Origin of the sequence: Quadrisphaera setariae, from assembly GCF_008041935.1 — a bacterium.
GTDB classification, from domain to species: Bacteria; Actinomycetota; Actinomycetes; order Actinomycetales; family Quadrisphaeraceae; genus Quadrisphaera; species Quadrisphaera setariae.
Genome location: NZ_VKAC01000002.1, coordinates 33402 through 56078, shown reverse-complemented (window position 1 = coordinate 56078; position 22677 = coordinate 33402). Strand labels below are relative to the sequence as shown.

26 protein-coding genes are annotated in these 22677 nt (G+C 76.8%); 14 read left to right on the top strand and 12 right to left on the bottom strand.

What is annotated here, in order from left to right; all coding sequences use genetic code 11:
- Positions 1–12 precede the first annotated feature (12 nt).
- Positions 13–663, bottom strand: coding sequence for a LysE family translocator (locus FMM08_RS03445; RefSeq protein ID WP_147924976.1), 651 nt, complete (start codon positions 661–663; stop codon positions 13–15).
- A gap of 40 nt (positions 664–703) precedes the next feature.
- Between FMM08_RS03445 and FMM08_RS03440 the strand changes: the two genes are divergently transcribed.
- Positions 704–1183: a GNAT family N-acetyltransferase gene (locus FMM08_RS03440; RefSeq protein ID WP_255471991.1), complete on the top strand. Its 480-nt coding sequence runs from the start codon at positions 704–706 to the stop codon at positions 1181–1183.
- Here FMM08_RS03440 and FMM08_RS03435 read toward each other — a convergent pair.
- The 4 genes from FMM08_RS03435 to hemE all read right to left on the bottom strand — a co-directional run bounded on the left by FMM08_RS03435 (position 1172) and on the right by hemE (position 5372).
- Positions 1172–1831 (bottom strand): 2'-5' RNA ligase family protein, encoded by a 660-nt coding sequence (locus FMM08_RS03435; protein WP_222710367.1) that lies wholly within the window; start codon positions 1829–1831, stop codon positions 1172–1174. The two genes, FMM08_RS03440 and FMM08_RS03435, sit on opposite strands and share 12 nt — an antisense overlap.
- On the bottom strand, positions 1828–2511 hold the full coding sequence (gene hemQ / locus FMM08_RS03430; protein WP_439653546.1) for a hydrogen peroxide-dependent heme synthase: 684 nt from the start codon (positions 2509–2511) through the stop codon (positions 1828–1830). Before hemQ ends, FMM08_RS03435 begins: the two co-directional genes overlap by 4 nt.
- Positions 2512–2682: 171 nt before the next feature.
- The gene (gene hemG / locus FMM08_RS03425; protein ID WP_147924973.1) at positions 2683–4227 is read right to left on the bottom strand and encodes a protoporphyrinogen oxidase; all 1545 of its coding nucleotides are present in this window, start codon (positions 4225–4227) and stop codon (positions 2683–2685) included.
- Positions 4224–5372, bottom strand: coding sequence for a uroporphyrinogen decarboxylase (hemE, locus tag FMM08_RS03420; RefSeq protein ID WP_147924972.1), 1149 nt, complete (start codon positions 5370–5372; stop codon positions 4224–4226). Before hemE ends, hemG begins: the two co-directional genes overlap by 4 nt.
- Here hemE and FMM08_RS03415 point away from each other — a divergent pair.
- The 6 genes from FMM08_RS03415 (at position 5371) to efeB (ending at position 11630) form a co-directional block, all read left to right on the top strand.
- Complete coding sequence (locus tag FMM08_RS03415) at positions 5371–5973, top strand: DUF3000 family protein (protein WP_147924971.1); 603 nt, start codon at positions 5371–5373, stop codon at positions 5971–5973. The genes hemE and FMM08_RS03415 overlap by 2 nt on opposite strands.
- A gap of 140 nt (positions 5974–6113) precedes the next feature.
- Positions 6114–6731, top strand: coding sequence for a response regulator transcription factor (locus FMM08_RS03410; protein WP_222710366.1), 618 nt, complete (start codon positions 6114–6116; stop codon positions 6729–6731).
- A 33-nt stretch (positions 6732–6764) separates the two neighbouring features.
- Positions 6765–8057, top strand: a complete 1293-nt coding sequence (locus FMM08_RS03405) for an HRDC domain-containing protein (protein ID WP_147924970.1) — start codon at positions 6765–6767, stop codon at positions 8055–8057.
- Positions 8058–8215: 158 nt separating this feature from the next.
- A complete protein-coding gene (gene efeU / locus FMM08_RS03400; RefSeq protein WP_147924969.1) occupies positions 8216–9082 on the top strand; it encodes an iron uptake transporter permease EfeU in 867 nt (288 codons plus the stop codon).
- 68 nt (positions 9083–9150) lie between these two features.
- Entirely contained in the window at positions 9151–10326 is a 1176-nt protein-coding gene (gene efeO / locus FMM08_RS03395; protein WP_147924968.1) for an iron uptake system protein EfeO, read from the top strand.
- Between the two features lie 5 nt (positions 10327–10331).
- Positions 10332–11630, top strand: a complete 1299-nt coding sequence (efeB, locus tag FMM08_RS03390; RefSeq protein ID WP_147924967.1) for an iron uptake transporter deferrochelatase/peroxidase subunit — start codon at positions 10332–10334, stop codon at positions 11628–11630.
- Positions 11631–11648: 18 nt separating this feature from the next.
- On the opposite strand, the gene FMM08_RS03385 is transcribed toward efeB, so the two are convergent.
- From FMM08_RS03385 to FMM08_RS03375, 3 genes are read right to left on the bottom strand one after another with little or no spacing between them, the layout of a single operon-like run.
- Positions 11649–12056: a TIGR03618 family F420-dependent PPOX class oxidoreductase gene (locus FMM08_RS03385; protein ID WP_147925274.1), complete on the bottom strand. Its 408-nt coding sequence runs from the start codon at positions 12054–12056 to the stop codon at positions 11649–11651.
- Between the two features lie 46 nt (positions 12057–12102).
- Complete coding sequence (locus tag FMM08_RS03380) at positions 12103–13269, bottom strand: phosphotransferase family protein (RefSeq protein WP_147924966.1); 1167 nt, start codon at positions 13267–13269, stop codon at positions 12103–12105.
- A 37-nt stretch (positions 13270–13306) separates the two neighbouring features.
- Positions 13307–14947: a CYTH and CHAD domain-containing protein gene (locus tag FMM08_RS03375; protein WP_147924965.1), complete on the bottom strand. Its 1641-nt coding sequence runs from the start codon at positions 14945–14947 to the stop codon at positions 13307–13309.
- Between the two features lie 77 nt (positions 14948–15024).
- Between FMM08_RS03375 and FMM08_RS03370 the strand changes: the two genes are divergently transcribed.
- Together FMM08_RS03370 and FMM08_RS03365 are read left to right on the top strand one after the other, a co-directional pair.
- Complete coding sequence (locus FMM08_RS03370; RefSeq protein ID WP_147924964.1) at positions 15025–16458, top strand: FAD-binding oxidoreductase; 1434 nt, start codon at positions 15025–15027, stop codon at positions 16456–16458.
- Positions 16459–16510: 52 nt separating this feature from the next.
- The gene (locus FMM08_RS03365) at positions 16511–17074 is read left to right on the top strand and encodes a GNAT family N-acetyltransferase (RefSeq protein WP_187279525.1); all 564 of its coding nucleotides are present in this window, start codon (positions 16511–16513) and stop codon (positions 17072–17074) included.
- Positions 17075–17103: 29 nt separating this feature from the next.
- Here the strand turns inward: FMM08_RS03365 and FMM08_RS03360 are convergent, their stop codons facing one another.
- Positions 17104–17505, bottom strand: coding sequence for a RidA family protein (locus FMM08_RS03360; RefSeq protein WP_147924962.1), 402 nt, complete (start codon positions 17503–17505; stop codon positions 17104–17106).
- A gap of 27 nt (positions 17506–17532) precedes the next feature.
- Between FMM08_RS03360 and FMM08_RS03355 the strand changes: the two genes are divergently transcribed.
- Genes FMM08_RS03355 through ligD form a run of 3 tightly spaced genes read left to right on the top strand, consistent with a single transcriptional unit; the run spans position 17533 to position 19360 of the window.
- Complete coding sequence (locus tag FMM08_RS03355) at positions 17533–17904, top strand: VOC family protein (protein ID WP_147924961.1); 372 nt, start codon at positions 17533–17535, stop codon at positions 17902–17904.
- The gene (locus FMM08_RS03350) at positions 17904–18311 is read left to right on the top strand and encodes a VOC family protein (RefSeq protein ID WP_147924960.1); all 408 of its coding nucleotides are present in this window, start codon (positions 17904–17906) and stop codon (positions 18309–18311) included. The genes FMM08_RS03355 and FMM08_RS03350 overlap by 1 nt, the downstream gene beginning before the upstream one ends.
- A gap of 50 nt (positions 18312–18361) precedes the next feature.
- Positions 18362–19360 (top strand): non-homologous end-joining DNA ligase LigD, encoded by a 999-nt coding sequence (gene ligD / locus FMM08_RS03345; RefSeq protein WP_147924959.1) that lies wholly within the window; start codon positions 18362–18364, stop codon positions 19358–19360.
- Here ligD and FMM08_RS03340 read toward each other — a convergent pair.
- The gene (locus FMM08_RS03340) at positions 19351–19941 is read right to left on the bottom strand and encodes a GNAT family N-acetyltransferase (protein ID WP_147924958.1); all 591 of its coding nucleotides are present in this window, start codon (positions 19939–19941) and stop codon (positions 19351–19353) included. The genes ligD and FMM08_RS03340 overlap by 10 nt on opposite strands.
- Before the next feature lie 89 nt (positions 19942–20030).
- Here FMM08_RS03340 and FMM08_RS03335 point away from each other — a divergent pair, with 89 nt between their 5' ends.
- Together FMM08_RS03335 and FMM08_RS03330 are read left to right on the top strand one after the other, a co-directional pair.
- Positions 20031–20984 (top strand): phosphotransferase, encoded by a 954-nt coding sequence (locus FMM08_RS03335; RefSeq protein ID WP_222710365.1) that lies wholly within the window; start codon positions 20031–20033, stop codon positions 20982–20984.
- Position 20985: 1 nt separating this feature from the next.
- Entirely contained in the window at positions 20986–21381 is a 396-nt protein-coding gene (locus FMM08_RS03330; RefSeq protein ID WP_147924957.1) for a rhodanese-like domain-containing protein, read from the top strand.
- A 10-nt stretch (positions 21382–21391) separates the two neighbouring features.
- Here the strand turns inward: FMM08_RS03330 and FMM08_RS03325 are convergent, their stop codons facing one another.
- Positions 21392–21631: a toxin-antitoxin system YwqK family antitoxin gene (locus FMM08_RS03325; RefSeq protein ID WP_222710364.1), complete on the bottom strand. Its 240-nt coding sequence runs from the start codon at positions 21629–21631 to the stop codon at positions 21392–21394.
- Positions 21632–21656: 25 nt separating this feature from the next.
- Positions 21657–22562 (bottom strand): methylated-DNA--[protein]-cysteine S-methyltransferase, encoded by a 906-nt coding sequence (locus tag FMM08_RS03320; protein ID WP_147924956.1) that lies wholly within the window; start codon positions 22560–22562, stop codon positions 21657–21659.
- Positions 22563–22677 lie beyond the last annotated feature (115 nt).

The following is a 22677-nucleotide window of genomic DNA, read 5'->3' as shown; positions in this document are numbered from 1 at the left end:
TGGTGGAGGAGGTCAGAGGGCGCGGGCGGACAGGGCCACCCGGACGCCGAAGAGCACCAGCACCCCGCCGGTGACCCTGTCGACCCAGCGCGCGAACGACGTGGACGCCATGCGCGGGCCCAGGGCGGAGCTGCCGATCACCAGCGCGCTCAGCCACACCGCCCCGATGGCGCAGTGCACCCCCGCCAGCAGCAGGCCCATGGCCAGCGGCGGGACGCCGACGGCGGAGAACTGCGGGATGGTCGCGAGGTAGAAGACGCCGACCTTGGGGTTGAGCAGGTTGGTGACCAGACCGGTGGTGAAGCCGCGACCGGCCGAGACGCCGGCCGCGGGGCGGGGGCCGGCGTGCGCGCCGTCGTCGTGAGGGGTCTTGCGGAAGCCCGCGACGAGCAGGCGCACGCCCGTCCACAGGAGGTAGGCCGCGCCGGCCAGGGTCAGCACGCGGTACGCCGTCTGCGACGCCGCGAGCACGGCGGTGGCCCCCAGCGCCGCGGCCGCGCCCCACGCCAGGCAGCCGACCTGGATGCCACCCGCTGTGGCCAGGGCGCTGCGGCGCCGGCTGGTGAGCGACGTGCGCAGCACCAGCGCCGTGTCGAGCCCCGGCACCAGCGTCAGCAGCGCCGCCACCAGCGCGAACCCCGCGACCGCCTCGTGCACCGACATGCGCGTGAGGCTAGCGGCGCGACTGCCGCAGGATGGGCGGGTGACCGGAACTGCCGTGCAGCGCGCCGCCTGGCGAGACCTCGACCCCGCGACGGCCTACGCCGTCCTCAAGCTGCGCGTCGACGTCTTCGTCGTGGAGCAGGAGTGCCCCTACCCCGAGCTGGACGGGCGCGACCTCGAGCCCGACGCCGACCACCTGTGGGTGGCCGGGCCCGGCGGCTCGGCCGTCGGCGCGTACCTGCGGGTGCTGGCCGGGCGCTCCGGCCCGGACGCGGCGCACGCGGACCCCGCGGGCGCGCGGCGCGTCGGCCGGGTGGTGACGGCGCCGGCCGAGCGCGGGCACGGGCTGGCGGGGCTGCTGCTGGACGACGTGGTCGCGCGCGAGGGCCACCGGCCGCTGGTGCTCGACGCGCAGGCGCACCTGGAGGGCTGGTACGCCCGCTGGGGCTTCGAGGTCAGCGGGCCGGGGTTCCTCGAGGACGGCATCCCGCACGTGCCGATGACCCGCTCACCGCGCTGAGCGCCCCAGCGGCGCGGGGTGGGCGGCGTCCCAGCGGTAGAGGTGCTCGTCGCGGCCGAGCCGGATGAGCTGCGCCTCGCTGACACGCACGCGCGCGACGGCCGGCTCCACGGCGCGCACCCGCTCCGCGAGCGCCGTCGCGTCCCAAGCGCGGTTGCTGTAGGCCAGCGAGACGTGGGGGCGGAAGCCGGCGCCGTCGCCCTCGACCCGGTCGGGACCGAGGACGTCGGCGACGGCGGCCCGCAGCTCGCGCTGCAGAGCGTGGAAGGGCTCGGCGGGCGCGGCGGGGAGCAGCGCGCCCCCGCCGTGCAGGACCGCCGGCCCGAGCTGGACGTCGAAGGCCTCGAGCGCGGCCAGGCGCGTGCGCGCCGCGGCGACCACGCGGTCGACGTCGTCGTCGTCCACCTCGTCGGTGAAGGCGACACCGTGGACCGTCAGGTGGAGCCAGGGCGCGGGGACGACGTCGAGACCGGGCACGTCGAGCAGCGGCGCGTGCGCCGCGGCGAGAGCGTGCAGGTCAGCGCCGCGGTCGCCGTCGAAGGTGACGTGCCAGGTCCACATGCGGCGCCCGACGCGCCAGCCGGGCCGCCACCACCAGTGGTCGCTGAGCAGCACGGGCTCCTCCGTGGCCGGGAGGCCCGTGGTCACGGGAGGAGGTCGACCAGCTCGCGCAGCTCCACGCGGCGGCCGGTGAAGAAGGGCAGCTCCTCGCGGACGTGGCGGCGGGCCTCGGTGTTCCGCAGGTCGCGCATGAGGTCGACGATGCGGTGCAGCTCGTCGGCCTCGAAGGCGAGGAGCCACTCGTAGTCGCCCAGGGCGAACGCCGAGACCGTGTTGGCGCGCACGTCCGGGTAGGGGCGGGCCGCGAGGCCGTGGTCGCGCAGCATCGTGCGGCGCTGGTCCTCGGGGAGCAGGTACCACTCGTAGGAGCGCACGAAGGGGTACACGTTGAGGTACTTCCGGGGCTCCTCACCGGCCATGAACGCCGGCACGTGGCCCTTGTTGAACTCCGCGGTGCGGTGCACGCCCACGCTGGACCACACCGGCCGCAGCAGCCGCCCGAGCGCCGTGCGGCGCAGGCGGCGGTAGGCCTCCTGGAGCAGGTCGACGTCGGAGGCGTGCCACCAGACCATGAGGTCGGCGTCGGCGCGCATGCCGGACAGGTCGTAGAAGCCGCGGACCTCCAGGTCGTGCCCCTCGACCCCGCCCGCGGCGCCGAGGGAGCGCAGCAGCGCCTCCACCTCGGCGGTGGCCGCCGTGCGGTCCGCCTCGCCGCCGAGCCCACCGCCGGTGTGCGCGGACGGGTCCAGCGCGAAGACCGACCACATCGTGTAGCGGACGGTCTGGTTGATCTCGTCGGCGATCTGCCGCGCGGTGCGGCCGTCCGGCAGCCCGGTGGCGGTGGTGGCGGTGGTGAGGGCGGCCTCCGGTGCGCCGGACGCCGGGGGGTGCTGCAGCGAGGTCATGCCCCCATCCTCACCCCGCCGCCTCGTGCCCGGTCAGCCCGGTCGGGTCGCCAGGAGGTCGGCGACGACGACGCCGGCCGCCCGCCGGGCGGCGGCGATGCAGGCGGGCACGCCCACGCCGTCGACGGCGGCGCCCGCCAGCGCCAGGCCGGGCAGAGTCGCGACGTCTCGCTGGACGGCGGCGACGCGGGCGGCGTGCCCCACGTCGGGCTGCGGCAGCGCCGCCGGCCACCTGGTGACCAGCGAGGCCAGCGGGTCGAGGCGGTGCCCGACGAGCTCGCCGCCGTCCTCGAGGACGGCCGCGAGCAGCGCCGCGTCGGGCCGGGCCAGCACGGCGCCCTCCCCGCGGCGCCCGACCGACAGCCGCAGCACCTCGGTGCCCTCGCCTGCGGCCCTGCCCGCCGCTCGGGCGACCCACGCCCACTTGCGGCTCGAGGCGGTCACCGCCTTGACCAGCCGGCCCTCCGACGGCGGCACGAGCAGCCCCGACAGCGGGTCGCCCTCGTCGTCGACGAGCGCGTCGAGCGAGCCCGGGGGCAGCAGCAGCGTGACGAGCGCGAGGCCGGCGTCGTCGACCTGCGCCATCGCGGCGGAGGCGTCCGGCGCCTCATCGGCCAGCAGCGCGGCAGCCGCTGGCGGCGGAACGGCCAGCACCACGCCGTCGGCCGCCTCGCGGCGCACGAGACCGGTCCAGCGGTCCTCCACGTCCACCTGCCAGGCCCCGCCGACCCGCCGCAGCCGCTTCACCCGCGCCGACGTGCGCACCTCAGCGCCCCGCCCGCCCAGCGACGCCGCCACGGCGCCCGGCAGCCGCCCGACGCCTCCGCGCACCCCGGCGAACACCCCGCCGCCGGCGGCCGTGCCCACCAGCCCGAGAGCGCCGCCGCCGTCCGGCGGGGCGGACGGCGAGGACGCCGCCTGCGAGGCCCGTGCGGCGGCGCGCACCGCCTCGAGCAGCGAGGCGCCGTCGCGCGCCGCCGGCCACAGCGCGGGCAGCACCGACCGCACGGACAGTCCCGACGCGCGCCCCGCGTAGACGCCACCCAGCAGCGGCTCGACGAGGGCGTCCACCACCGCGCTGCCGAGGCGGGCCGCCACGAAGGAGGCGACGTCGACGTCGCCGTCCTCCCCCAGCGGCTCCGTGAGCCGCTCGGCTGCGGCGCGGGCGACCTCGCCGGCGGTGAGCAGTCCCGCCATCGACGCCGGGTCCGCCGGGACGCCCATGACGGTGCCGCGCGGCACCGGGTGGCGCTGTCCCCGCAGGACGACGGCGGCGCGCGTGGTGGCCGGCTGCACGAGGTCGCGCGCCAGGCCGACCTCGCGGGCCAGCTCGACGGCCTCGGGGCGCCGGGCCAGCAGCGACTCCGCGCCGACGTCCACGGTGACCGGCGTGGTGCCGGCGGCCAGCTCTGCGGTCTGCAGCGGCCCGCCGACGCGCGGTGCCGCTTCCAGGAGGACGACGTCGACGTCCTCCTGGGCCAGGGCCCACGCCGCGGCGAGCCCGCTGATCCCTCCCCCGACGACGACGACGCGCGGTCGCGCCCGTCCGCTCGTCGGCACCGGGGGCTGCCCGGTCATCGCGAGGTGCGCTCGTGCACCCGCTCCACCACGCGCAGCAGGGAGTCCGGGTCGGTGGTGGGCGGCACCCCGTGGCCGAGGTTGAAGACGTGGCCTCCGGCCGTCGGGCTGCCGACGGCTGCGGCGGCGTCGTCCAGGACGGCGTCGACGGCGGCCTCGAGCACCGCCGGCGGTGCGCCGAGCAGGGCCGGGTCGAGGTTGCCCTGCAGCGCCCGGCGCGTGCCGTCGGCGCGGGCCCGCACCGCGGCGTCGCGCAGGCTCACGCGGTAGTCGACGCCGACGACGTCAGCACCCGCCTCGCCCATGGCACCGAGCAGCTCCCCCGTCCCCACCCCGAAGTGGATGCGCGGCACCGGCTGCCCGTCAGCTCCGCGCAGAGCCCCGACGGCGGCCAGCACGGAGGCCGAGGCGGGCATCGCGTGGGCGCGGTAGTCGGCCAGGCAGAGCGCCCCGGCCCAGGAGTCGAACAGCTGCACCACGCGGGCGCCGTTCTCCACCTGCACCTGCAGGAAGGTGGCGGAGGTGCGCGCGAGCTTGTCCGCCAGCGCGCGCCACAGGCCCGGGTCGGTGTGGATGAAGGTCTTGGTGGCGGCGTGGTCCTTGCTCGGGCCGCCCTCCACGAGGTAGCTGGCCAGGGTGAAGGGGGCCCCCGCGAAGCCGATGAGCGGCACCTCGCCCAGCTCGCCGACCAGCTGGCGCACGGCCTGCGCGACGGGCTCGAGCTGGTCGGGGTGCAGCTCGGGCAGGGCGTCGACGTCAGCGGCGGTCCGCACGGGCTTCGCGACCACCGGCCCGGTGCCGGGCACGATGTCGAGGTCGACGCCGGCGGCCTTGAGCGGCAGCACGATGTCGGAGTAGAGGACGGCGCCGTCGACGCCGTAGCGGCGCACGGGCTGCATCGTGATCTCGGTGACGAGGTCGGGGGTGGTGCAGGCCTGGAGCATGGGGACGCCCTCGCGCACCCTCTTGTACTCGGGCAGGGAGCGTCCGGCCTGGCGCATGAACCACACCGGCGTGCGGGTCACCGGCTCCTGGCGGCAGGCGGCGACGAGCGGCGGGACGGGGGTGCTCACCCCTCCATCATCGCCGCAGCCCGGGGCGCCGGAGGTGCTGGTCGCGCGAGCGGTGGGGAAGGATGAGGTCATGGACGCGCGCGGCGAGGGGCCCGGCCCCGGCAGCCAGGCAGCAGCACCCCCCGCCTTCGCCGCGGCGGTGCAGCAGGTCCGCGCCACCGCGCTGCGCCCGGAGATCGTGGTGGAGGAGGGCCCCGGACCGCGGTCGCTGGCCCCGTTCTCGCTGGCGCTGTCCGCCGACGTGCTCGACGAGGCCGGCGACGAGGTGGCAGAGGGCCGCTTCGTGCTCCTGCACGACCCGGCCGGCCAGGAGGGCTGGGACGGGCCGTGGCGCGTGGTGGTGCTGGCGCGCTGCTCCCCCGCCACCGAGGACGCCGACGACCCGCTCCTCGCCGACGTCGCGTGGAGCTGGCTGGTGGAGGCGCTGGAGGACCACGGCCTGCCCGTGAGGTCCCTCGGCGGGACGGTCACCACGTCCACCTCGCGCTCCTACGGCCAGCTGGCCGCGCGCCCCGTGGACGGCGAGCTGGAGGTGCGGGCCTCCTTCAGCCCGCGCCCGTCCGAGGTGCCCGAGGCCGTCGGCGACGCGGTGCTGGCCTGGGCCCAGCTGCTCGGCGCCGCGGCGGGCCTGCCTCCCCTGCCGCACGGCGTGGCGCGCTTGCCCCGCCGCTGACGGACCCCTCCGCCCGCGGGGGTGGTTCCTCCGACAGGGTGGCGAAATCCTGCGCCGTACGTGTCAAGGCACCCCCTCGCCCGCCCGATACCCCCTCCAGGACGCACCCGACCGGGTGCGGCAGGAGCAGGAGGTCAGGGATGACGACCATGGCGGAGAGCGCGCTCGCTCGCGCACCGCGCGCGGGTGCCGTCGCGCGGGGACGTCGCACCACCGCGCTCGTGGCGGTGCAGGACCTGGCGGCGCGCGAGGTGGCCGTGCGGGTGCTGCGCGCCCTCGGCGCCAGCGACGTGGTCGCTGCCAGCTCGGTCACCGAGGCGCGCCGCGCCGCGGTGCACCACCAGGGCGACCTGTGCGTCATCGAGGCCGGTCTGCAGGACGGCGCCGGCGTGGCGCTGGCCCGCGACCTGCGCGCTGCGGGCTGGACCCGCGCCGTGGTGGTCTCGACGTCCGAGGACCCGTGGACGGTGCGCTCCGCGCTGTCCTCAGGGGTGCGCTGCTTCCTGTCCACCGCCGCGCGCGGCACCGAGGCGCCCGTGGTGCCGACCTCCCCCGACGGCCTGTCCAGCCTGTCGGCCCGCGAGGTCGAGGTGCTGCAGCTGGTGGCCGACGGCCGCTCCAACCGCGAGGTCGGCGAGGAGCTGGGCCTGTCGGCGCTGACGGTGAAGAGCCACCTGGCGCGCATCGCCCGCAAGCTCGGCACCGGAGACCGCGCCGAGATGGTCCTCATCACGCTGCGGGCGGGCGTCATCTCCTGAACCCCGTCCTGCGGTGCAGAATGGGCGGCTGACATGAGCAGATCGCCCAGCAGCACAGAGTCCGGACACGGCACGGCCCCGGAGACCCCTGAGGTCCCCGGGGCCGTCGCCGCGCCCGCGGACGACGCCGTCGAGCTCCCGCTGCTGGTCGCTCCCGCCGACGGGCTGCCGGCGCTGACGGACACCCCTGAGGCCCTCGCCGCCGTGGTGGAGGCCCTCGGTGCGGGCTCCGGCCCGGTGGCCGTGGACGCCGAGCGGGCCTCGGGCTACCGCTACGGGCAGGACGCCCAGCTGGTGCAGCTGCGCCGCGAGGGCGCGGGCACGGTGCTGGTGGACCCGCGCGCCCTGCCGGACCTGTCCGCCCTGGGCGTGGCCCTGGGCGACGCCGAGTGGGTGCTGCACGCCGCCAACCAGGACCTGGCCTGCCTGGCCGCGGTGGGCCTACGGCCGGGCGGGGACCTGTTCGACACCGAGCTGGGTGGCCGCATCGCCGGCTACCAGCGGGTGGGCCTCGGCGCCGTCGTCGAGAGGCTGCTCGGGGTGCGCCTGGCCAAGGAGCACTCCGCGGTGGACTGGTCCACCCGCCCGCTGCCGGAGCCGTGGCTGGTGTACGCCGCGCTCGACGTGGAGCTGCTGGTGGACCTGCGCGACGCGCTCGCCGCGGACCTCGCCGCCCAGGGCAAGCTCGAGTGGGCCCGCCAGGAGTTCGCCGCGGTGCGCGACGCCCCGCCGGCCCCTCCCCGCACCGACCCGTGGCGGCGGACCTCCGGGCTGCACGCGGTCCGCCAGCGGCGGCAGCTGGCCGCCGTGCGCGAGCTGTGGCTCTCCCGCGACGAGCTGGCGCGCAAGCGCGACACCGCGCCCGGCCGGGTCCTGCCGGACCGCGCCGTGGTGGCCGCGGCGCAGGCCATGCCCACCACCACCCGCGAGCTGGCCGCCCTGCCGGTCTTCTCCGGGCCCGCCAACCGACGCCTCGGCGCTCGCTGGCTGGAGGCGCTCGACAGGGCCCGGGCGCTGCCCGAGGCCCAGCTGCCCCCGCACTCGCTGCCCACCGACGGTCCGCCCCCGCCGCGCGCGTGGAAGGACCGCGACCCGGAGGCCGCCGAGCGCCTCACCCGCGCCCGCGCCGCGCTGACCGAGCTCTCGGAGGAGGTCAGCGTGCCGCTGGAGAACCTCCTGTCCCCCGACGCGGTGCGCCGCCTGTGCTGGCAGCCCCCGGCCGACGCCAGCGAGGACGGCGTCAGCACCTGGCTCGCCGACGCCGGCGCCCGCCCGTGGCAGCGCGAGCTGACCGCCGGGGTGCTGGCGCGCGCGCTGCACGGCTGACCCGCTGCACGACCCCCTGGCCACGGCGTGTGACCAGGCGCACGCGGTCCCGCGGAACCTTTACCCTCTCTTGACCGACGCCGACCCAGCCTGAGGTTAGGCTCGCCTCACACGGCGCCGATCACGGCGTCGCGCCCGGCGAGCTCGAAGGACCCGGTGTGATCGCCAACTTCCTGATCGGCCTCCGCGAGGGCCTCGAGGCCACGATCATGGTCTCGATCCTCGTGGCGTTCCTGGTCAAGACCGGTCGTCGCGACCGCCTGGGAGCGGTCCGCTGTGGCGTGGCCGTGGCCGTCGCCCTCCCGGTGGCGATCGCGGTGGCGCTGGCGGTGGCGGCCAAGGCCCTCACCTTCGAGGCGCAGGAGCTGCTCGGCGGCACCCTATCGATCATCGCCGTCGCCTTCGTGACGTGGATGGTCTTCTGGATGCGGAAGGCCGGGCGCACCCTGGCCACCGACCTCACCGACAAGATGCGCGCCGCCGTGGGCGTCAGCGGCTTCGCCGTGGGCCTGACGGCCTTCCTCGCCGTCGGCCGCGAGGGCCTGGAGACGGTCTTCTTCGTCTACGCCGCCGGACAGGCCACCGGCCAGACGTGGCAGCCGCTGGTCGGGGCCCTGCTCGGCCTGGCCGCCGCCGTGGTCCTGGGCTGGGCGCTGTACCGCCAGGCCGTCAAGGTGGACCTGCGCCGCTTCTTCAGCTGGACGGGCGCGGCGCTCGTCGTCGTCGCCGGGGGCGTGCTGGCGTACGGCGTGCACGACCTCCAGGAGGCCGGCGTGCTGCCCGGTCTGCACTCCCTCGCCTTCGACGTCAGCGCCGCCATCCCCCCGGCCAGCTGGTACGGCGTGCTGCTCAAGGGCGTCTTCAACTTCTCCCCCGACACCACCTGGGCCCAGGCGATCGCGTGGACGGCGTACGTGGTGCCCGTCCTGGCGCTCTACCTCCGCCCGCGCCGCCACCCCGCCGCCCCGGCCGCGCCGTCCCCGTCGACGTCGCTGCGGGCCGTCCCCTCGGACGCCCGCGCCTGACCCGCCGGCGCCGCGCCCCCTCGCGACCGGCCAGCCACGCCCCCGATCCCCCGCCTCCAGGAGTCCCCGTGCCCTCGCGCGCCCGCGCCCTGCTCGTCCTGCCCCTGGCCTCGCTGGCCGCCCTGTCGCTGAGCTCCTGCGGGGCCCTGGTGGACGCGCCGTCGTCGTCGGCGGAGGTCTCCGAGGGCGCGTCCGGCGGAGCCGCTGACGCGTCGGTCGCCATCAACGCCTCCGACGGCGCGTGCGAGGTGGCGAAGACCGACCTGCCCGGTGGCGTCACCACCTTCTCCATCACCAACACCGGCAGCCAGGTGACGGAGGTCTACGTCTACGACGGCGACCGCATCGTCACCGAGAAGGAGAACATCGGCCCCGGCACCAGCTACGACCTCACCGTGGACCTCACGGAGGGGAAGTACCAGGTGGCGTGCAAGCCCGGCATGGTCGGCGACGGCATCCGCCAGGCCATCGCGGTGACCGGCGGCACCTCGGAGCTGACCGCCGCCGAGCAGACCGCGGTCGACGCCTACCGCGCCTACGTCCAGCAGCAGGCCGACGCCACCGTGCCGCTCGTGCAGCAGCTGCGCGACGCGGTCGCCGCCGGTGACCGCGCGAAGGCGCAGTCGCTGTACGCGCCCTCGCGGGTGGGGTGGGAGTCGGTGGAGCCGGTGGCGGAGAGCTTCGGTGACCTCGACCCCCGCATGGACGTCCGCGAGGCCGACCTCGAGCAGGGCCAGGAGTTCACCGGCTGGCACCGCCTGGAGAAGGCGCTGTGGACCGGCGAGGACCTCGCGGCCGTGGCGCCCGTGGCCGACCAGCTGCTCCTGGACGTCAAGGAGCTCGCCCAGCGCGTGCCGAACGCCGCCATCACGCCCAACTCCATCGGCAACGGTGCCAAGGAGCTGCTCGACGAGGTGGCCACCGGCAAGATCACCGGCGAGGAGGAGGCGTTCAGCCACACCGACCTCGTCGACTTCAAGGGCAACGTCGACGGCGCGCAGAAGGCCTTCGAGGTGCTCACGCCCATCGTGCAGACCAACGACCCGACGCTCGTCACGGAGCTGACCACGCAGTTCGCCGCGGTGCAGGCGGCGCTCGCGCCCTACGCCGACCCGAGCGTCCCCGGCGGCTACGTCTCCTACGAGAAGGTGACGGAGGACCAGCGCCGCGAGCTCGCCCGCGCGGTCGACGCCCTGTCCGAGCCGCTGTCGCAGCTGGGCGCCGCCGCAGCGGGCCAGGCCTGACAGCAGTGGCACCGAAGACTCCGAGGACGACGACGAGCGCGCCCGCCGCACCGTCGGGCGGCGTCTCGCGCCGCGGGCTGCTGGCGGCGCTCGGCTCGGGTGCGGTCGGCGCCGGGCTCGTGGGTGCCGGCGTGGTGGCGGCCGAGGCGTCGGCTCGCTCGTCGTCAGGGTCTTCGGGGGCCGGCGGGGGCTCGGCGTCCGTGGTGCCGTTCCACGGCGAGCACCAGGCCGGGATCGCCACCGACGTGCAGGCCAACCTGCACTTCGCCGCGTTCGACGTCACCGCCACCTCCCGCGACGAGCTGGTCTCGCTGCTGCAGGACTGGACCGCCGCTGCGGTGGCGCTGACCGCCGGGAAGGAGGTCGGCGCGGGCGGGGCGACCGGCGGCAGGCCGCTGGCGCCGCCGTCGGACACCGGCGAGGCCGTGGACCTGCACGCCAACCGGCTCACGCTGACCGTGGGAGCGGGGCCGTCGCTCTTCGACGACAGGTTCGGGCTGGCTGCCGCGCGCCCCGCGGCGCTGGTGGACCTGCCGGCGTTCCCCGCCGACGCGCTGGTGCCGGAGCGCTCCGACGGCGACCTGTGCGTGCAGGCCTGCGCCGACGACCCGCAGGTGGCCGTGCACGCCATCCGCACGCTCACCCGCATCGCTGCCGGGCGCGCCGCGGTGCGGTGGGCGCAGCTCGGGTACGGGCGGGCGGCCACGGTGGACCCGGGCGCCCCGACGCCGCGCAACCTCTTCGGCTTCAAGGACGGCACCGCCAACCCGGCGGCCTCCGACACGGCCACTCTCGACGACCAGGTGTGGGTGCAGCCCTCCGACGAGCAGGGGGCGGCGGCCTGGGTGGCGGGCGGCTCCTACCTCGTGGCGCGGCGGATCCGGATGCACATCGAGACCTGGGACCGCACCTCTCTGCAGGAGCAGGAGCAGGTGATCGGGCGGACCAAGGGCTCCGGGGCGCCGCTCGGCCACGCCGGCGAGCACGACGCGTTCGACGCGCGGACCCTGCCGGCGTCCTCCCACGTGCGGCTCGCGCACCCGTCGATGAACGGCGGCGCGCAGATGCTGCGCCGCGGCTACAACTTCACCGACGGCACCGACGGTCTCGGCCACCTCGACGCCGGCCTGTTCTTCCTGGCCTACCAGCGCGACGTGCGGAAGGCCTTCATCCCGATCCAGACGGCCCTGGCCCGCCAGGACGCGCTGTCGGAGTACCTCGAGCACACGGCGTCCGGCGTCTGGGCCGTCTTCCCCGGGGTGCCGCAGGGCGGCTACCTCGGGCAGCAGCTCCTCAGCGTCTGACGCCAGGGCCACCGGCCGTCAGTCGGCGGCGCCGCCCCAGCCGTGCCAGCGGTCCAGCTCCACCCAGACGAGCACTCGGGGGCTCGTGCGGTTGGGGTAGTCGTCGCCGGTGTAGTGGCGGCTGATCCTGTCGATGCCGGCCAGGCCCTCGTCGTCGCGCACCTCCACCACGCGGCCCTGGACGCTGACGTGGGTGTACCAGTCGCCCTCGGCCAGCGCCGTGAGCGAGACGCGGCCGTCGTCGGTGAGGTGCTTGAGCCGCGCGCGGCTGGCGTCGAGGCCGAGGAGGAGACGGCCGTCGTCGTCGAGGAGGTACCAGGTGGCCACGGTGACCGGGCGGCCGTCCTTGGCCACGGTCGCCATCACCGCGGGGTTCGGCTTGCGGAACAGCTCGAGGACGTCGGCGGGCATGGGCTTCTCGGAGATCTTCGGCACGCCTCCACCCTGCCGCGCCCGGCGCCTCCTCGCAGCGTCAGCGGTAGGCGGGGGCCAGGTCGAGGGGCCGGTCGCCCCAGGCGCTGACGGCTGCCGCGTGCAGCCGCTCGCTCCAGCCCGCGAGCGCCGGCCACGCGCCGGTCGCGGCAGCGCGCTCCGCGGCCACCCGGGTCCGGTGCTGCAGCAGCGCCCGCCGCCGCGGGACGAGGTGGTCGCGCGCCGGGTCGGAGGTCCCGTGGTCGCCCTCGAGGGCGCTGGGGAGGAACCAGGCGGCGCTGACGGCGGTCCAGGCGACGACGGCGGCGTCGACGTCAGAGGCGAGGTCCGCAGCGCTGCATGACGCCGGGACGGCTGGGGCCACGGCCTCCCGCCACGCCGCCAGAGCCGCCTCGACCGCGTGGTCCGGCAGTCGCCAGCTGCACCAGCACGACGGCCAGGGCAGGGCGAGGTAGGCCGCCTCCCAGGCGACGTGCCGGTGCGCGGCCCCTTCGAAGTCGAGCAGCCGCACGCCGTCGGGCGCCCCCGCACCCGCCTCCACGAGCACGGCGTTGTCGGGGCAGGTGTCTCCGGGGACCAGCCCACGCGGTGCCTCGGCGCGGTCGAGGTGGTCGACCAGCGCGGTGAGCTCGTCCGCGGTGTCGTCGTCGAAGGCGGCGCGGGGGTCCAGGCGCGGCGCCTCGCGCCGCAGGACGGCGACCGCGTCGGCCACGGCGTCGCGCACGCCGTCGGCGTCAGGCGCCCCCAGGGGTGAGGCCGACGCCAGCGCCGCCTCGAAGGTGGGCCGGGCGTCCGCGGTGGCCGCCTGCAGCCTCCCCACCGCCGAGCCCCACGCCACGAGCGCGTCCGTGGCCGCGGCGGGGTCGTCGCCGAGGAGCCGGTCGGCCAGGGTCGGCGCGGCCCCCAGGTCGGCCAGGACGAGCACCGGCGGGTCCTCCCCCACGCCCAGCAGCGGCACCACGCCCGGCGCACCGCTGCCCGCCGCCACCCGCAGCGCCGCCTCCTCACGGGCCGCGGCCTCCGGGTCGGTCAGCGGCAGCTTGAGGACGACGGGACGCCCGTCCGCCGTGGCACGCACCACGAGCGAGCGCTGCGACCCTCCCAGCTCCTCGCCGAGGACGACGCCTCCCGGCAGGCCCAGCGCCCGGGCTGCGGACACCGCGAGGCGCTCGCGGTCGACGTCGGAGCGGTCCGGCAGGAGCATCACGCCCCGATCCTTTCTGCACGACGGGACGCGGGAGTGGTCAGCCCAGCCAGGCGCGGTGGCCCCCGTGGGAGACCTCGGGCCAGATCTCCAGGAGGTCGGCGCGCAGCACGCGCACCTCGGCCCGCTGGGCGGCGTGCAGCGACCCGAGCGCGAAGCCCACCTTCGCCGCGGCGGCCGCGCTGCGCGGCAGGTGCAGGGCGCGGCTGCGGTCGGTGGCGAGGTGCGCGAGCACGTCGGCGGCCACGGCGGCGTCCTGGTGCTGGCCCAGCAGCTCGGTGACGCGCTCGACCTGCTTGGCGAACCGCTTGGCCGGCTTGCCGAGCGCCGGGGTGACGGCCTCGGCGGCGTACCGGACGCGCTTGGCGGTCTTGCGGGCGTCGTGCCAGGAGTCGTCGTCGCCGGCCATCCGGAGGGCGGCCACCTCGCGCGCCAGCTTCTTCCACGCCTTGCGCACGAGCGGCGGCAGCACCTCGCGGCACTCACCCTCGGCCGCCTCCGTGGTGGGCGGGGCCGCGGCCGCCGCGACCAGCCGGTCGAGCAGCGCGGTGTACCGGTCCGAGCTCAGCGCTGCGAGGGCCACGGCCTCGCCGTCGCGGTGCTGCTCGGCCAGGAGGGCCTGCAGCAGGCGGGCGGCGTCGGTGGCGTCGACGTCGGCGGGCAGGGCGTCGAGGGCCACGGCGAGCCGCTCGGCGAGCACCTCGCCGTCGCGGGCGGCGCCCAGCTCCCCGGCGAGCCAGGCGAGCTCGCTGCGCAGGTCGTCGGCCCAGGCCTGGTCGAGCAGGGGACGGAACACGCGCAGGCCGCTGCGCAGGCGGCGGGCGGCCACGCGCATCTGGTGCACGGCGTCGTCCTCGCCGCGGCGCACGCCGAGGTCGTGGCGGCGCAGCGCCCGCACCTGCTCTGCGGTGTAGGCGCGCACGAGGTCCGCGGCGGACGAGCGCGGACCCACCTCGCCGGGCTCGGGCACGTCGGACAGGGCGGTGGCCGGGGCGCCGAGCGCCCGCTTGGCCTTGGAGACCTGGGCGCCCAGCACCGCGCCGGCTGCGACGAGGGCGTCGGAGACGGCGTCGAGGTCGGTCTCGTCGCCGTCGTCGAGCAGCTCCACCTCCAGCTCGCGGAACCGGCCCGGCACCACCCCGGACGAGCCCTCTCCCGCGCCGTCGGGCACGGCCACCTCGACGTCGTCGAGGGCGGCCTCGGCGAGTGCGCGGCCCTCGGCGTCCCGCAGCACGCGCACCTCGCGGTGGGTCCGCAGCTCGGCGACCGGCCCGAGCGGGGAGATCCGCACGAGCGCCGTGACGAGGGCGGTCAGGGCGGCCGGGACCGTCGGCGGACCGCCCTCCTCGCGCGGAGCGCCCCCGTCGGCCAGCGGCACGGACAGCTCGTCGCGGTCGGAGCTGGAGCCGACGGGCAGCTTGAGGTGCCAGCCGTCGTCGGAGCCGCCGTGGCGGCGGCGCAGCGTGACGCCCTCGCGGGCCAGGCGCAGGTCGGCGGTGTCGTAGTAGACGGCCACCATGTCGTGGGTGACGGCGTCGTCGACGGAGGCGACGCGGCCGGCGCCGACCAGGTCGGGCAGGGTGGCGTCCTCACCGAGGGAGAACTTGCGCTCCGACTCCCGCGAGGTGCTGACACCTCCGGTCGCGCTCGCCGCTGGGCCCTCGACCGACTTCCTCGCCATGCCCGTCGACCCTAGTGACGGTCACCGCGGCGCGCCCGTCACGACCTCGTCACCAGCGCAGCACCACGCTGACGGGCGTGCTGGTCGACGACGTCCACTCCGCCCTCAACGCCACTCGTGTGCGCGAGGTGCTCCGCCCGCGCACCGAGCAGGACGTGGCGGCCGCCCTGGCCCGTGCGCGCGCCGGAGGCCTGCGGCTGACGGCTGCCGGCGGGCGGCACGCCATGGGCGGCCAGCAGTTCGCCACCGACGGGCTCCTGCTCGACGCGAGCGGCCTGGACGCGGTGGGTCCCGTCGACGTCGCCCGCGGTCTGGTGGAGGTCGGTGCGGGCGTGCAGTGGCCGCGGCTCGTCACGGCCCTGGCCGCCCAGCAGGCGCACCTGCCGCGCAGCCGGCGGTGGGGCGTCCGGCAGAAGCAGACGGGCGCCGACAGGTTCAGCCTCGGCGGTTCGGTCTCGGTCAACGCCCACGGTCGCGGGCTGGCCATGGCCCCCCTGGCCGCCGACGTCGAGTCCGTGCGCGTGGTGCTGCCCGACGGCCGCGCGACCCACCTCAGCCGGGAGCACGAGCCGCACCTCTTCCGCGCGGTCCTCGGGGGGTACGGGCTCTTCGGCGTCCTCACCTCGGTGGTGCTCCGGCTGGCGCCGCGGCGCGTGCTCCAGCGCGACGTGGTGCTCTCCACCACCGAGCAGCTGGCGGCGCAGGTGGCTGAGCGCGTCGCGTCCGGGTACCTCTACGGCGACCTGCAGCCCGCCGTCGACCCGGCCTCGACCGGCTTCCTGCGCGAGGGCGTCTTCTCCTGCTACCGGCCGCTCGACGCCGGAGGGACTGGAGGGCAGGACGACGACGAGAGCGCCCACGTGGTCCCCGAGGGCCAGCTGGCGCTCTCCCGAGGCGACTGGGCCGAGCTGCTGGAGCTGGCCCACCGCGACAAGGCGACGGCGTTCGACCGGTACGCGCGGCACTACCTGGCCACCTCCGGCCAGCGGTACTGGTCGGACACCCACCAGCTGGCCGACTACGAGGACGGCTACCACCGCCGCATCGACGCCGCGCTCGGCGGACCGCCGGCCAGCGAGGTCATCGGCGAGCTGTACGTGCCTCCCGCTGAGCTCGCCGGCTTCACCCGGGCCGTGGCCGACGACCTGCGAGAGCACGCCGTCGACGTCGTCTACGGCACGGTGAGGTTCGTCGAGGCGGACGTCGACACGGCGCTGCCGTGGGCGCGCCGCCGCTCCGCGTGCCTGGTGCTCAACATCCACACCGAGCACACCCCGGCTGGCACCGCGAAGAGCGCCGCCGCGTTCCAGCGGCTCATCGACCTCGCCCTCGACCGCGGCGGCAGCTACTTCCTCACCTACCACCGCTGGGCCCGGCCCGACCAGCTGCTGCGCGCCTACCCCGAGCTGCCCGACGTGGTGGCCCACCAGCACGAGGTCGACCCGCACGGAGTGCTGCACAGCGACTGGTACCGCGAGCACGTGCTCCCAGCCGTGGCCTCTGCGGGCTGACCACTGGAAACCCCCTGGCCGGAGCCGCCGTCGTCCTGCCACCGTGGTCCGGGTGGAACCCACCGCGCCCGAGCACCCACCTCTGCCCGAGCCGCCCGTCCTCCACGCCGGTGGCGGCGTGCTGCTGCGCCGCCACCGCCCCGAGGACGCCGACGCGATCTTCGAGCAGTGCTCCGACACCGACATGCAGCGGTGGACCTCGGTCCCCGTGCCCTACGAGCGCCACCACGTGCAGGGCTTCCTCGACAAGGTCGACGCCGGGTGGGCCGACGGGTCGATGGCTTCGTGCGCCGTCGAGCTCGACGGGCGCTTCGCCGGCACGGTCGACCTCCGCCTCGGCGAGGCTCGCTGGGCCGAGATCGGCTTCGGCCTGCACCCCGCCGCCCGCGGCCGCGGCGTCATGACCCGTGCCGCCCGGACGCTGCTGGCCTGGGGCTTCGACGAGCTGGGCCTGGTCGGCGTCCACTGGCGCGCGGTGGTGGGCAACCACGCCTCGCGGAGCGTCGCGGAGAAGTGCGGCTTCCGGGTGGAGGGCGAGGTCCGGGGCCTGCTCGTGGCCCGCGGCCACCGCGACGACGGCTGGATCGGCTCCCTGCTGGCCTCCGAGCTGCGCTGACCGCGCCCGCCGTCGTCGTCCTGAGCGCCTCAGGGCAGGACGACGACGGCGTCGGCCTCCACCTCGACGAGCAGCTCAGGGGCGATGAGCGCGCTGACCTCGACCATGGACGTGGCGGGGCGGACGGCGCCGAAGACCTCGCCGTGGGCGCGACCGACCTCCTCCCAGCGCGCGATGTCGGTGACGTACATCCGGGTGCGGACGACGTCGGCCAGCGACGCACCCGCCTGCTCCAGCGCGGCGCCGATGCGGCGCAGCGCCTCACGGGCCTGCTCGGCGGGGTCGTCGCCGCCGACGACGCCACCGCCGGGCAGCGCCGCGGTGGTCCCGGCCACGCTCACCCACGGGCCCACGCGCACGGCGCGGGAGTAGCCGACGACGTCCTCCCACACCGCTCCGGAGGAGACCAGCTGCCGCTCGCTCGACGTCACCGGTCCATGAGAGCAGCATGCGGGGGCATGCGGACCACCGGCCTGTCCATCGCCTTCGACTCCTCCGACGTCGCGACCGAGAGCCGCTTCTGGGCCGACCTCCTGGGCGGGGAGGTGGTGCAGGACGACGACGAGTGGCACACCGTGCGCACGCCCGGCCTGCCGGACGTGTGCGTGCAGCTGTCCTCCGACCACGTCGCGCCGACCTGGCCCGACCCGGCGGTGCGCCAGCAGGTCCACCTCGACCTCGACGTGGAGGACGCGCGCGCGGCGGAGGCCGAGGCGCTGGCCGCCGGCGCGCGGCTGCTCGAGGAGACGCACCCGCTGGAGGCCGCCGAGGGCTGGCGCGTGTACGCGAGCCCGGCCGGCCACCCGTTCTGCCTCTGCTGGGGCGAGTGATGCGGCCGAAGCACCGCCTCGTGGTCTTCGTCCCCCGCAAGCGGGAGGTGCCCCCAGCCTCCGACGTGGGCGCCGAGAGCTCCTTCTGGGCGGACCTGCTCGAGGGCGAGGTGGTGGTGCCGGCGTGGTCGGACGGTCGCTGGCACCAGGTGGAGGTGGACGGCGAGCCGGTGGTCGGCGTGCAGCTCGCGCCCGACCACGTGCCGCCGACCTGGCCGGACCCGGCGGTGCGCCAGCAGGTGCACCTCGACCTGGAGGTGGACGACCCCCGGGCCGCCGAGGCGGAGGTGCTGGCGAAGGGCGCGCGGCTGCTGCTGGCCGCGCACGAGCTCGCCGCCGCCGAGGGCTTCCGCGCCTACGCGGATCCGGCCGGCCACCCCTTCTGCCTCACGTGGGGGCAGGCGTGACGGTGGCGCCACGGGCGGCGCGCGCCGCGGGACGGCCCTAGCGTCGGCGCATGGCCCGAGCGGACGCCGGAGACACCGAGGTGGTGGAGGGCGTCGAGCTGAAGCACCTCGACGCGGAGCTGTTCGAGGGCGCGGGCGCCACCAAGCGCGACCTCGTCGACCACGTGCGCGCGCTGGCCGGGCCGCTGGTGGCCGAGCTGCACGGCCGCCCGCTGACCGTGACGCGCGTGCGGCCGGGGCAGCGGCCCTTCGTGCAGAAGAACCTCCCCTCCAGCGCGCCGGGCTGGGTCAGGACGACGGACGTGTGGGCGGAGGCCTCCCAGCGCACGATCCGCTACCCGCTCGCCGAGGACGTCCGCACGCTCGTGTGGCTGGCCGGGCAGCGCGCCGTGGAGCTCCACCCGACCGTCCTGTCCGGCGAAGGGAGGGTCACCCACCTCGTGCTCGACCTCGACCCGCCGCCGGACGCACCCTTCAGCGCCGTGGTGGCCGCGGCGCGGCTCGTGGAGCGGGCCCTGGCGGAGGCCGAGCTGAGCGCCGCGATGAAGACGAGCGGCGCGAAGGGGCTGCACGTGGTGGTTCCCGTCCGCGACGTCACCGTCGACGACGCCGCCGCGGCCACCCGCGCCCTGGCCGCGCGCGCCGAGCGCCTCGGCCCCGACGTCGCGACCACGGCGTTCCTGCTGGCCGACCGGGGGGGCCGGGTGTTCCTCGACCCCACGCGCGCCGGCGGCGGCAGCCTCGCCTGCTGCTACAGCCCGCGCGTCAGGCCGGGGGTGCCGGTGTCGTTCCCCGTGCCGTGGGACGCCCTCGACGTCGTCGTCCCCGGCGACGTGACCGTCCACAACGCCGCACGGCTCGCCGCCGAGGCCGCTCCGGCGTCGGGCGACCCGTGGCGGGACGCGCTGCCTGCGCCGCAGCAGCTGCCCGAGGTGCTCGTGGTCGAGGGACACGAGATCCCCGTACCGCGGGTGGCGGCGATGCACGAGGGCAAGCGCCGCGCCCGCGCCCGCCGCAGCCAGGACGAGCCGGAGGCGGGTCAGGGATAGCGCCGCACCAGCACCCGCGGGAAGCCACCGGCCTTCGACTCGGTGGTCGAGGCGACGGCGAAGCCGGCCCCCTCGAACAGCGCCCGCGTGCCGACGAAGGCCATGGTGAGGTCGACCTCCTCACCGCGGTTGTCCACCGGGTACCCCTCCACGGCCGGGGCGCCCTGCTCGAAGGCGTAGCGCGCCGCGCCGTCGAGCAGGTGCGGCGCGATGCCGCGCCCGCGGTGCCCGGGCCGCACGCGCACGCACCACAGCGACCACGCGGGCAGCGCGTCGACGTGGGGGATCTTGGTCGAGCGCGCGTACGGCAGCTCGGCGCGCGGTGCGACGGCCGCCCACCCGACCACCAGGTCGCCGCCGTCGTCGGCCGCCCCGACGTCGTAGGCCAGGACGCCGGGCGCGACGTCGCGCTGCACCAGCTGGCGCACCAGCTCCCCGCGCGCCGGCCCGACGAGCGAGCGGTTGGTCTTCGCGTCGATGCGGTGCGACAGGCACCAGCACACGCTCGAGGTGGGGTTCTTGGGTCCGAGCACAGCAGCGACGTCGTCGAAGTCGCGGGCCGGTCGCACCTCGATGGCCATCGCCCGACGCTAGCCACGGGTGTGCTCGGCGTCCACGGTCGCGGGAACCCGGTGGAGAGGACGACCGGCGCAGCGGCAGCGTGGCACCGGTGAGAGCACTGCACCGCGACCAGGTGCCCACCTCCGCCGCCCTGGTGCGCGCCCTGCTCACCGAGCAGCTGCCCCACCTCGCGGCGCTGCCGGTCGTGCCCGTCAGCTCGTGGGGCACGGACCACGACGTCTACCGGCTCGGCGACCAGCTCGCCGTGCGGCTGCCGAAGATCGCGTGGGCGCGGGAGCAGGGGGCCCTCGAGGCGCGGTGGCTGCCGCTCCTGGCGCCCCACCTGCCCCTGATGCTGCCCCGCACGGAGGCGCTCGGCAGCCCCGGCTGCGGCTACCCCTTCCCGTGGGCGGTGGTCGGGTGGCTTCCCGGACAGCAGGCCGACCCCGACCGCGACGCCACCGAGCGCACCGCCGCGGACGTCGCCGGCTTCGTCACCGCGCTGCGCGCGATCCCGCCCCACCTCGCCCCCGACCCGCCCGTCCGCGGGCCCGGGCAGCGCGGTGGTCCGCTGGCCGCGCTGGACGACGACGTGCGCGCAGCGCTGGCGGAGCTCGGCGCGCGGGTCGACGTCGTCGTCGACAGCCGCGGTGGGACGGGTGGTCGGCGCGCGGTGCTGCGCTGCTGGGAGGCCGCGCTGGAGGCGCCACCGCACGCCGGGCCGCCCGTGTGGTCGCACGGCGACCTCGTGCCCGGCAACGTGCTGGTCGACCCCGCCGCTCCGGGCCGGCCCACCGCCGTCATCGACTGGGGCTCGGCTGCTCTCGCCGACCCGGCCACCGACCTGCGGCCTGCCTGGCACCTCTTCGGCGGCGCCTCCGCGCGCGCCGCCCAGCAGCGCTTCCGTGAAGGGGTGGGCGCGGACGACGCGGCGTGGGCGCGCGGGCGCGGCGTCGTCCTCCAGCAGGCGGTGCGGGCGCTGCCGTACTACTGGGAGACGAACCCGGCGATGGTCGCGCAGGCGTCCCGAGCGCTGGCGGCCGCCGTCGCGGAGACTGCATGACGTGGGAGCGGCGGAGGTCCTGGCGGCGGCTCGTGCGCGGCTGCAGCGCCTGACCCCGCTCGAGGCGGCCGACGCCGTGGCGGGCGGTGCGCTGCTGGTCGACACGCGCACCCCGGCGCACCGCGCCGAGCAGGGAGAGCTGCCGGGAGCGCTGGTCATCGACAGGACCGTGCTGGAGTGGCGGCTCGACCCGACCTGCCCGCACCGGATCCCGGAGGCGACCGGCTACGACGTGCAGGTGGTGGTCGCCTGCCGCCACGGGTACAGCTCGAGCCTGGCGGCGGCGTCGCTGCAGGCCGTGGGGCTGCGGCGGGCCACGGACGTCATCGGCGGGGTGGAGGCGTGGAAGGCGGCGGGCCTGCCCGTGCACGCGGGGCCGGTCGACATCAGGCCCTGACCCCCGCTGGTCAGCGGTGGGTGGTCTTGTACAGGCGACCCTGCCGGTCGTAGGTGGCCCACTCCCCCACCGGCTCGCCGTCGGTGAAGTGGCCCGAGCGGAGCTTGGTGCCGTCCAGGCGGTACCACTCCCAGTAGCCCTCCGGCTTGCCGTCGAGCACGGGCCCGCGGGCGCGCACGGAGCCGTCGCGGTGGTGCTCGACGTGCACCCCGTCGTCGCCGAACTGCTCGGCGCCGATCAGTCCTGCCACGCCGAGGAGGATGCCACGGGCACCCTCAGGGCCGCTGCTCTGCGACCAGGAGGGCCTGCTTGACCTCCAGCCCCCACCGGAACCCGCCCAGGCCGCCGTCGGAGCGGACCACGCGGTGGCACGGGGTGACCAGCGCCGCCGGGTTGGTGGCGCAGGCCCGGGCCACCGCCCGCACCGCTGTGGGGCGGCCCAGCTCCGCGGCCACCTGCGCGTAGGAGCGGGTCTCGCCGGCGGGGATGCGCCGCAGGGCCGCCCACACCGCCGCCTGGAACGCGGTGCCGCGCACGTCCAGCGGCAGCGGGGCGCTCGCGCCCGCGGCGCCGCTCCCGGCCCCGCGGGCGAGGGCCGCGACGGCGGCGACCACGTCGGTGAGCACCTCGGGCTCGTGGTCGAGCTCGGCGAGCGGCAGCTCGGCGGCCACCTCGGCGAGCAGCGCGGCGTCGTCGTCGCCGATCCGGACCGCCACCACGCCGGTGAGCGAGACGACGACGAGCACCCGGCGCCGCTCGACGCCGCCCACCTCGGCGGGCCCGGCCGACCACAGCAGCCGCTCGCCCGTGCCCCCGGCGGCGTACTGCGACGGGGTCATGCCCAGGCGGGCGGCACCCTGCTCGTAGAACGCGCGGACCGACCCGTAGCCGGCGCTGAAGGCGGCGTCGAGCACGGTGCCGCCGCTGCCGCGGCCCTCCCGCAGCGCCGGGCGCAGGCGCTGCGTGCGCAGCGCCTCGCCGTAGGCGCGCGGGGTGGTGCCCAGCGCCTCTCCGAAGCGCCGCCCGAGCTGGCGGGTGCTCCACCCCGTCAGCGACGCGAGGTCCTCCAGGGGCAGCGGGCCCCCCGCGTCGTCCATGGCCCGGCACGCCGCGAGGACGCGCTCGTGCGCGCCGTCGTCGTCCTGGTCCGCAGCAGGGGGAACCGTCGTCTCGAGCGCCACGCCAGGACGGTAGGACGCCGCGCGGCGGCGCAGCACTCCGCTTGCGGACGCGTCCGCCGTCCGGAGGGGGTCGGTCTCGACTCGGTCACGACGCGGTCCGTCACGTACGTTCGAC

Bases quoted from the DNA above. Each gene is read 5' to 3' on its own strand.
- FMM08_RS03445 (WP_147924976.1), bottom strand. From the start codon at position 663: ATGTCGGTGCACGAGGCGGTCGCGGGGTTCGCGCTGGTGGCGGCGCTG.
- hemQ (WP_439653546.1), bottom strand. From the start codon at position 2,511: ATGTGGTCGGTCTTCGCGCTGGACCCGTCCGCGCACACCGGCGGTGGG.
- hemG (WP_147924973.1), bottom strand. From the start codon at position 4,227: ATGACCGGGCAGCCCCCGGTGCCGACGAGCGGACGGGCGCGACCGCGC.
- FMM08_RS03415 (WP_147924971.1), top strand. From the start codon at position 5,371: ATGGACGCGCGCGGCGAGGGGCCCGGCCCCGGCAGCCAGGCAGCAGCA.
- hemE (WP_147924972.1), bottom strand. From the start codon at position 5,372: ATGACCTCATCCTTCCCCACCGCTCGCGCGACCAGCACCTCCGGCGCC.
- FMM08_RS03410 (WP_222710366.1), top strand. From the start codon at position 6,114: ATGACGACCATGGCGGAGAGCGCGCTCGCTCGCGCACCGCGCGCGGGT.
- FMM08_RS03405 (WP_147924970.1), top strand. From the start codon at position 6,765: ATGAGCAGATCGCCCAGCAGCACAGAGTCCGGACACGGCACGGCCCCG.
- FMM08_RS03375 (WP_147924965.1), bottom strand. From the start codon at position 14,947: ATGGCGAGGAAGTCGGTCGAGGGCCCAGCGGCGAGCGCGACCGGAGGT.
- FMM08_RS03355 (WP_147924961.1), top strand. From the start codon at position 17,533: ATGCGGACCACCGGCCTGTCCATCGCCTTCGACTCCTCCGACGTCGCG.
- FMM08_RS03350 (WP_147924960.1), top strand. From the start codon at position 17,904: ATGCGGCCGAAGCACCGCCTCGTGGTCTTCGTCCCCCGCAAGCGGGAG.
- ligD (WP_147924959.1), top strand. From the start codon at position 18,362: ATGGCCCGAGCGGACGCCGGAGACACCGAGGTGGTGGAGGGCGTCGAG.
- FMM08_RS03340 (WP_147924958.1), bottom strand. From the start codon at position 19,941: ATGGCCATCGAGGTGCGACCGGCCCGCGACTTCGACGACGTCGCTGCT.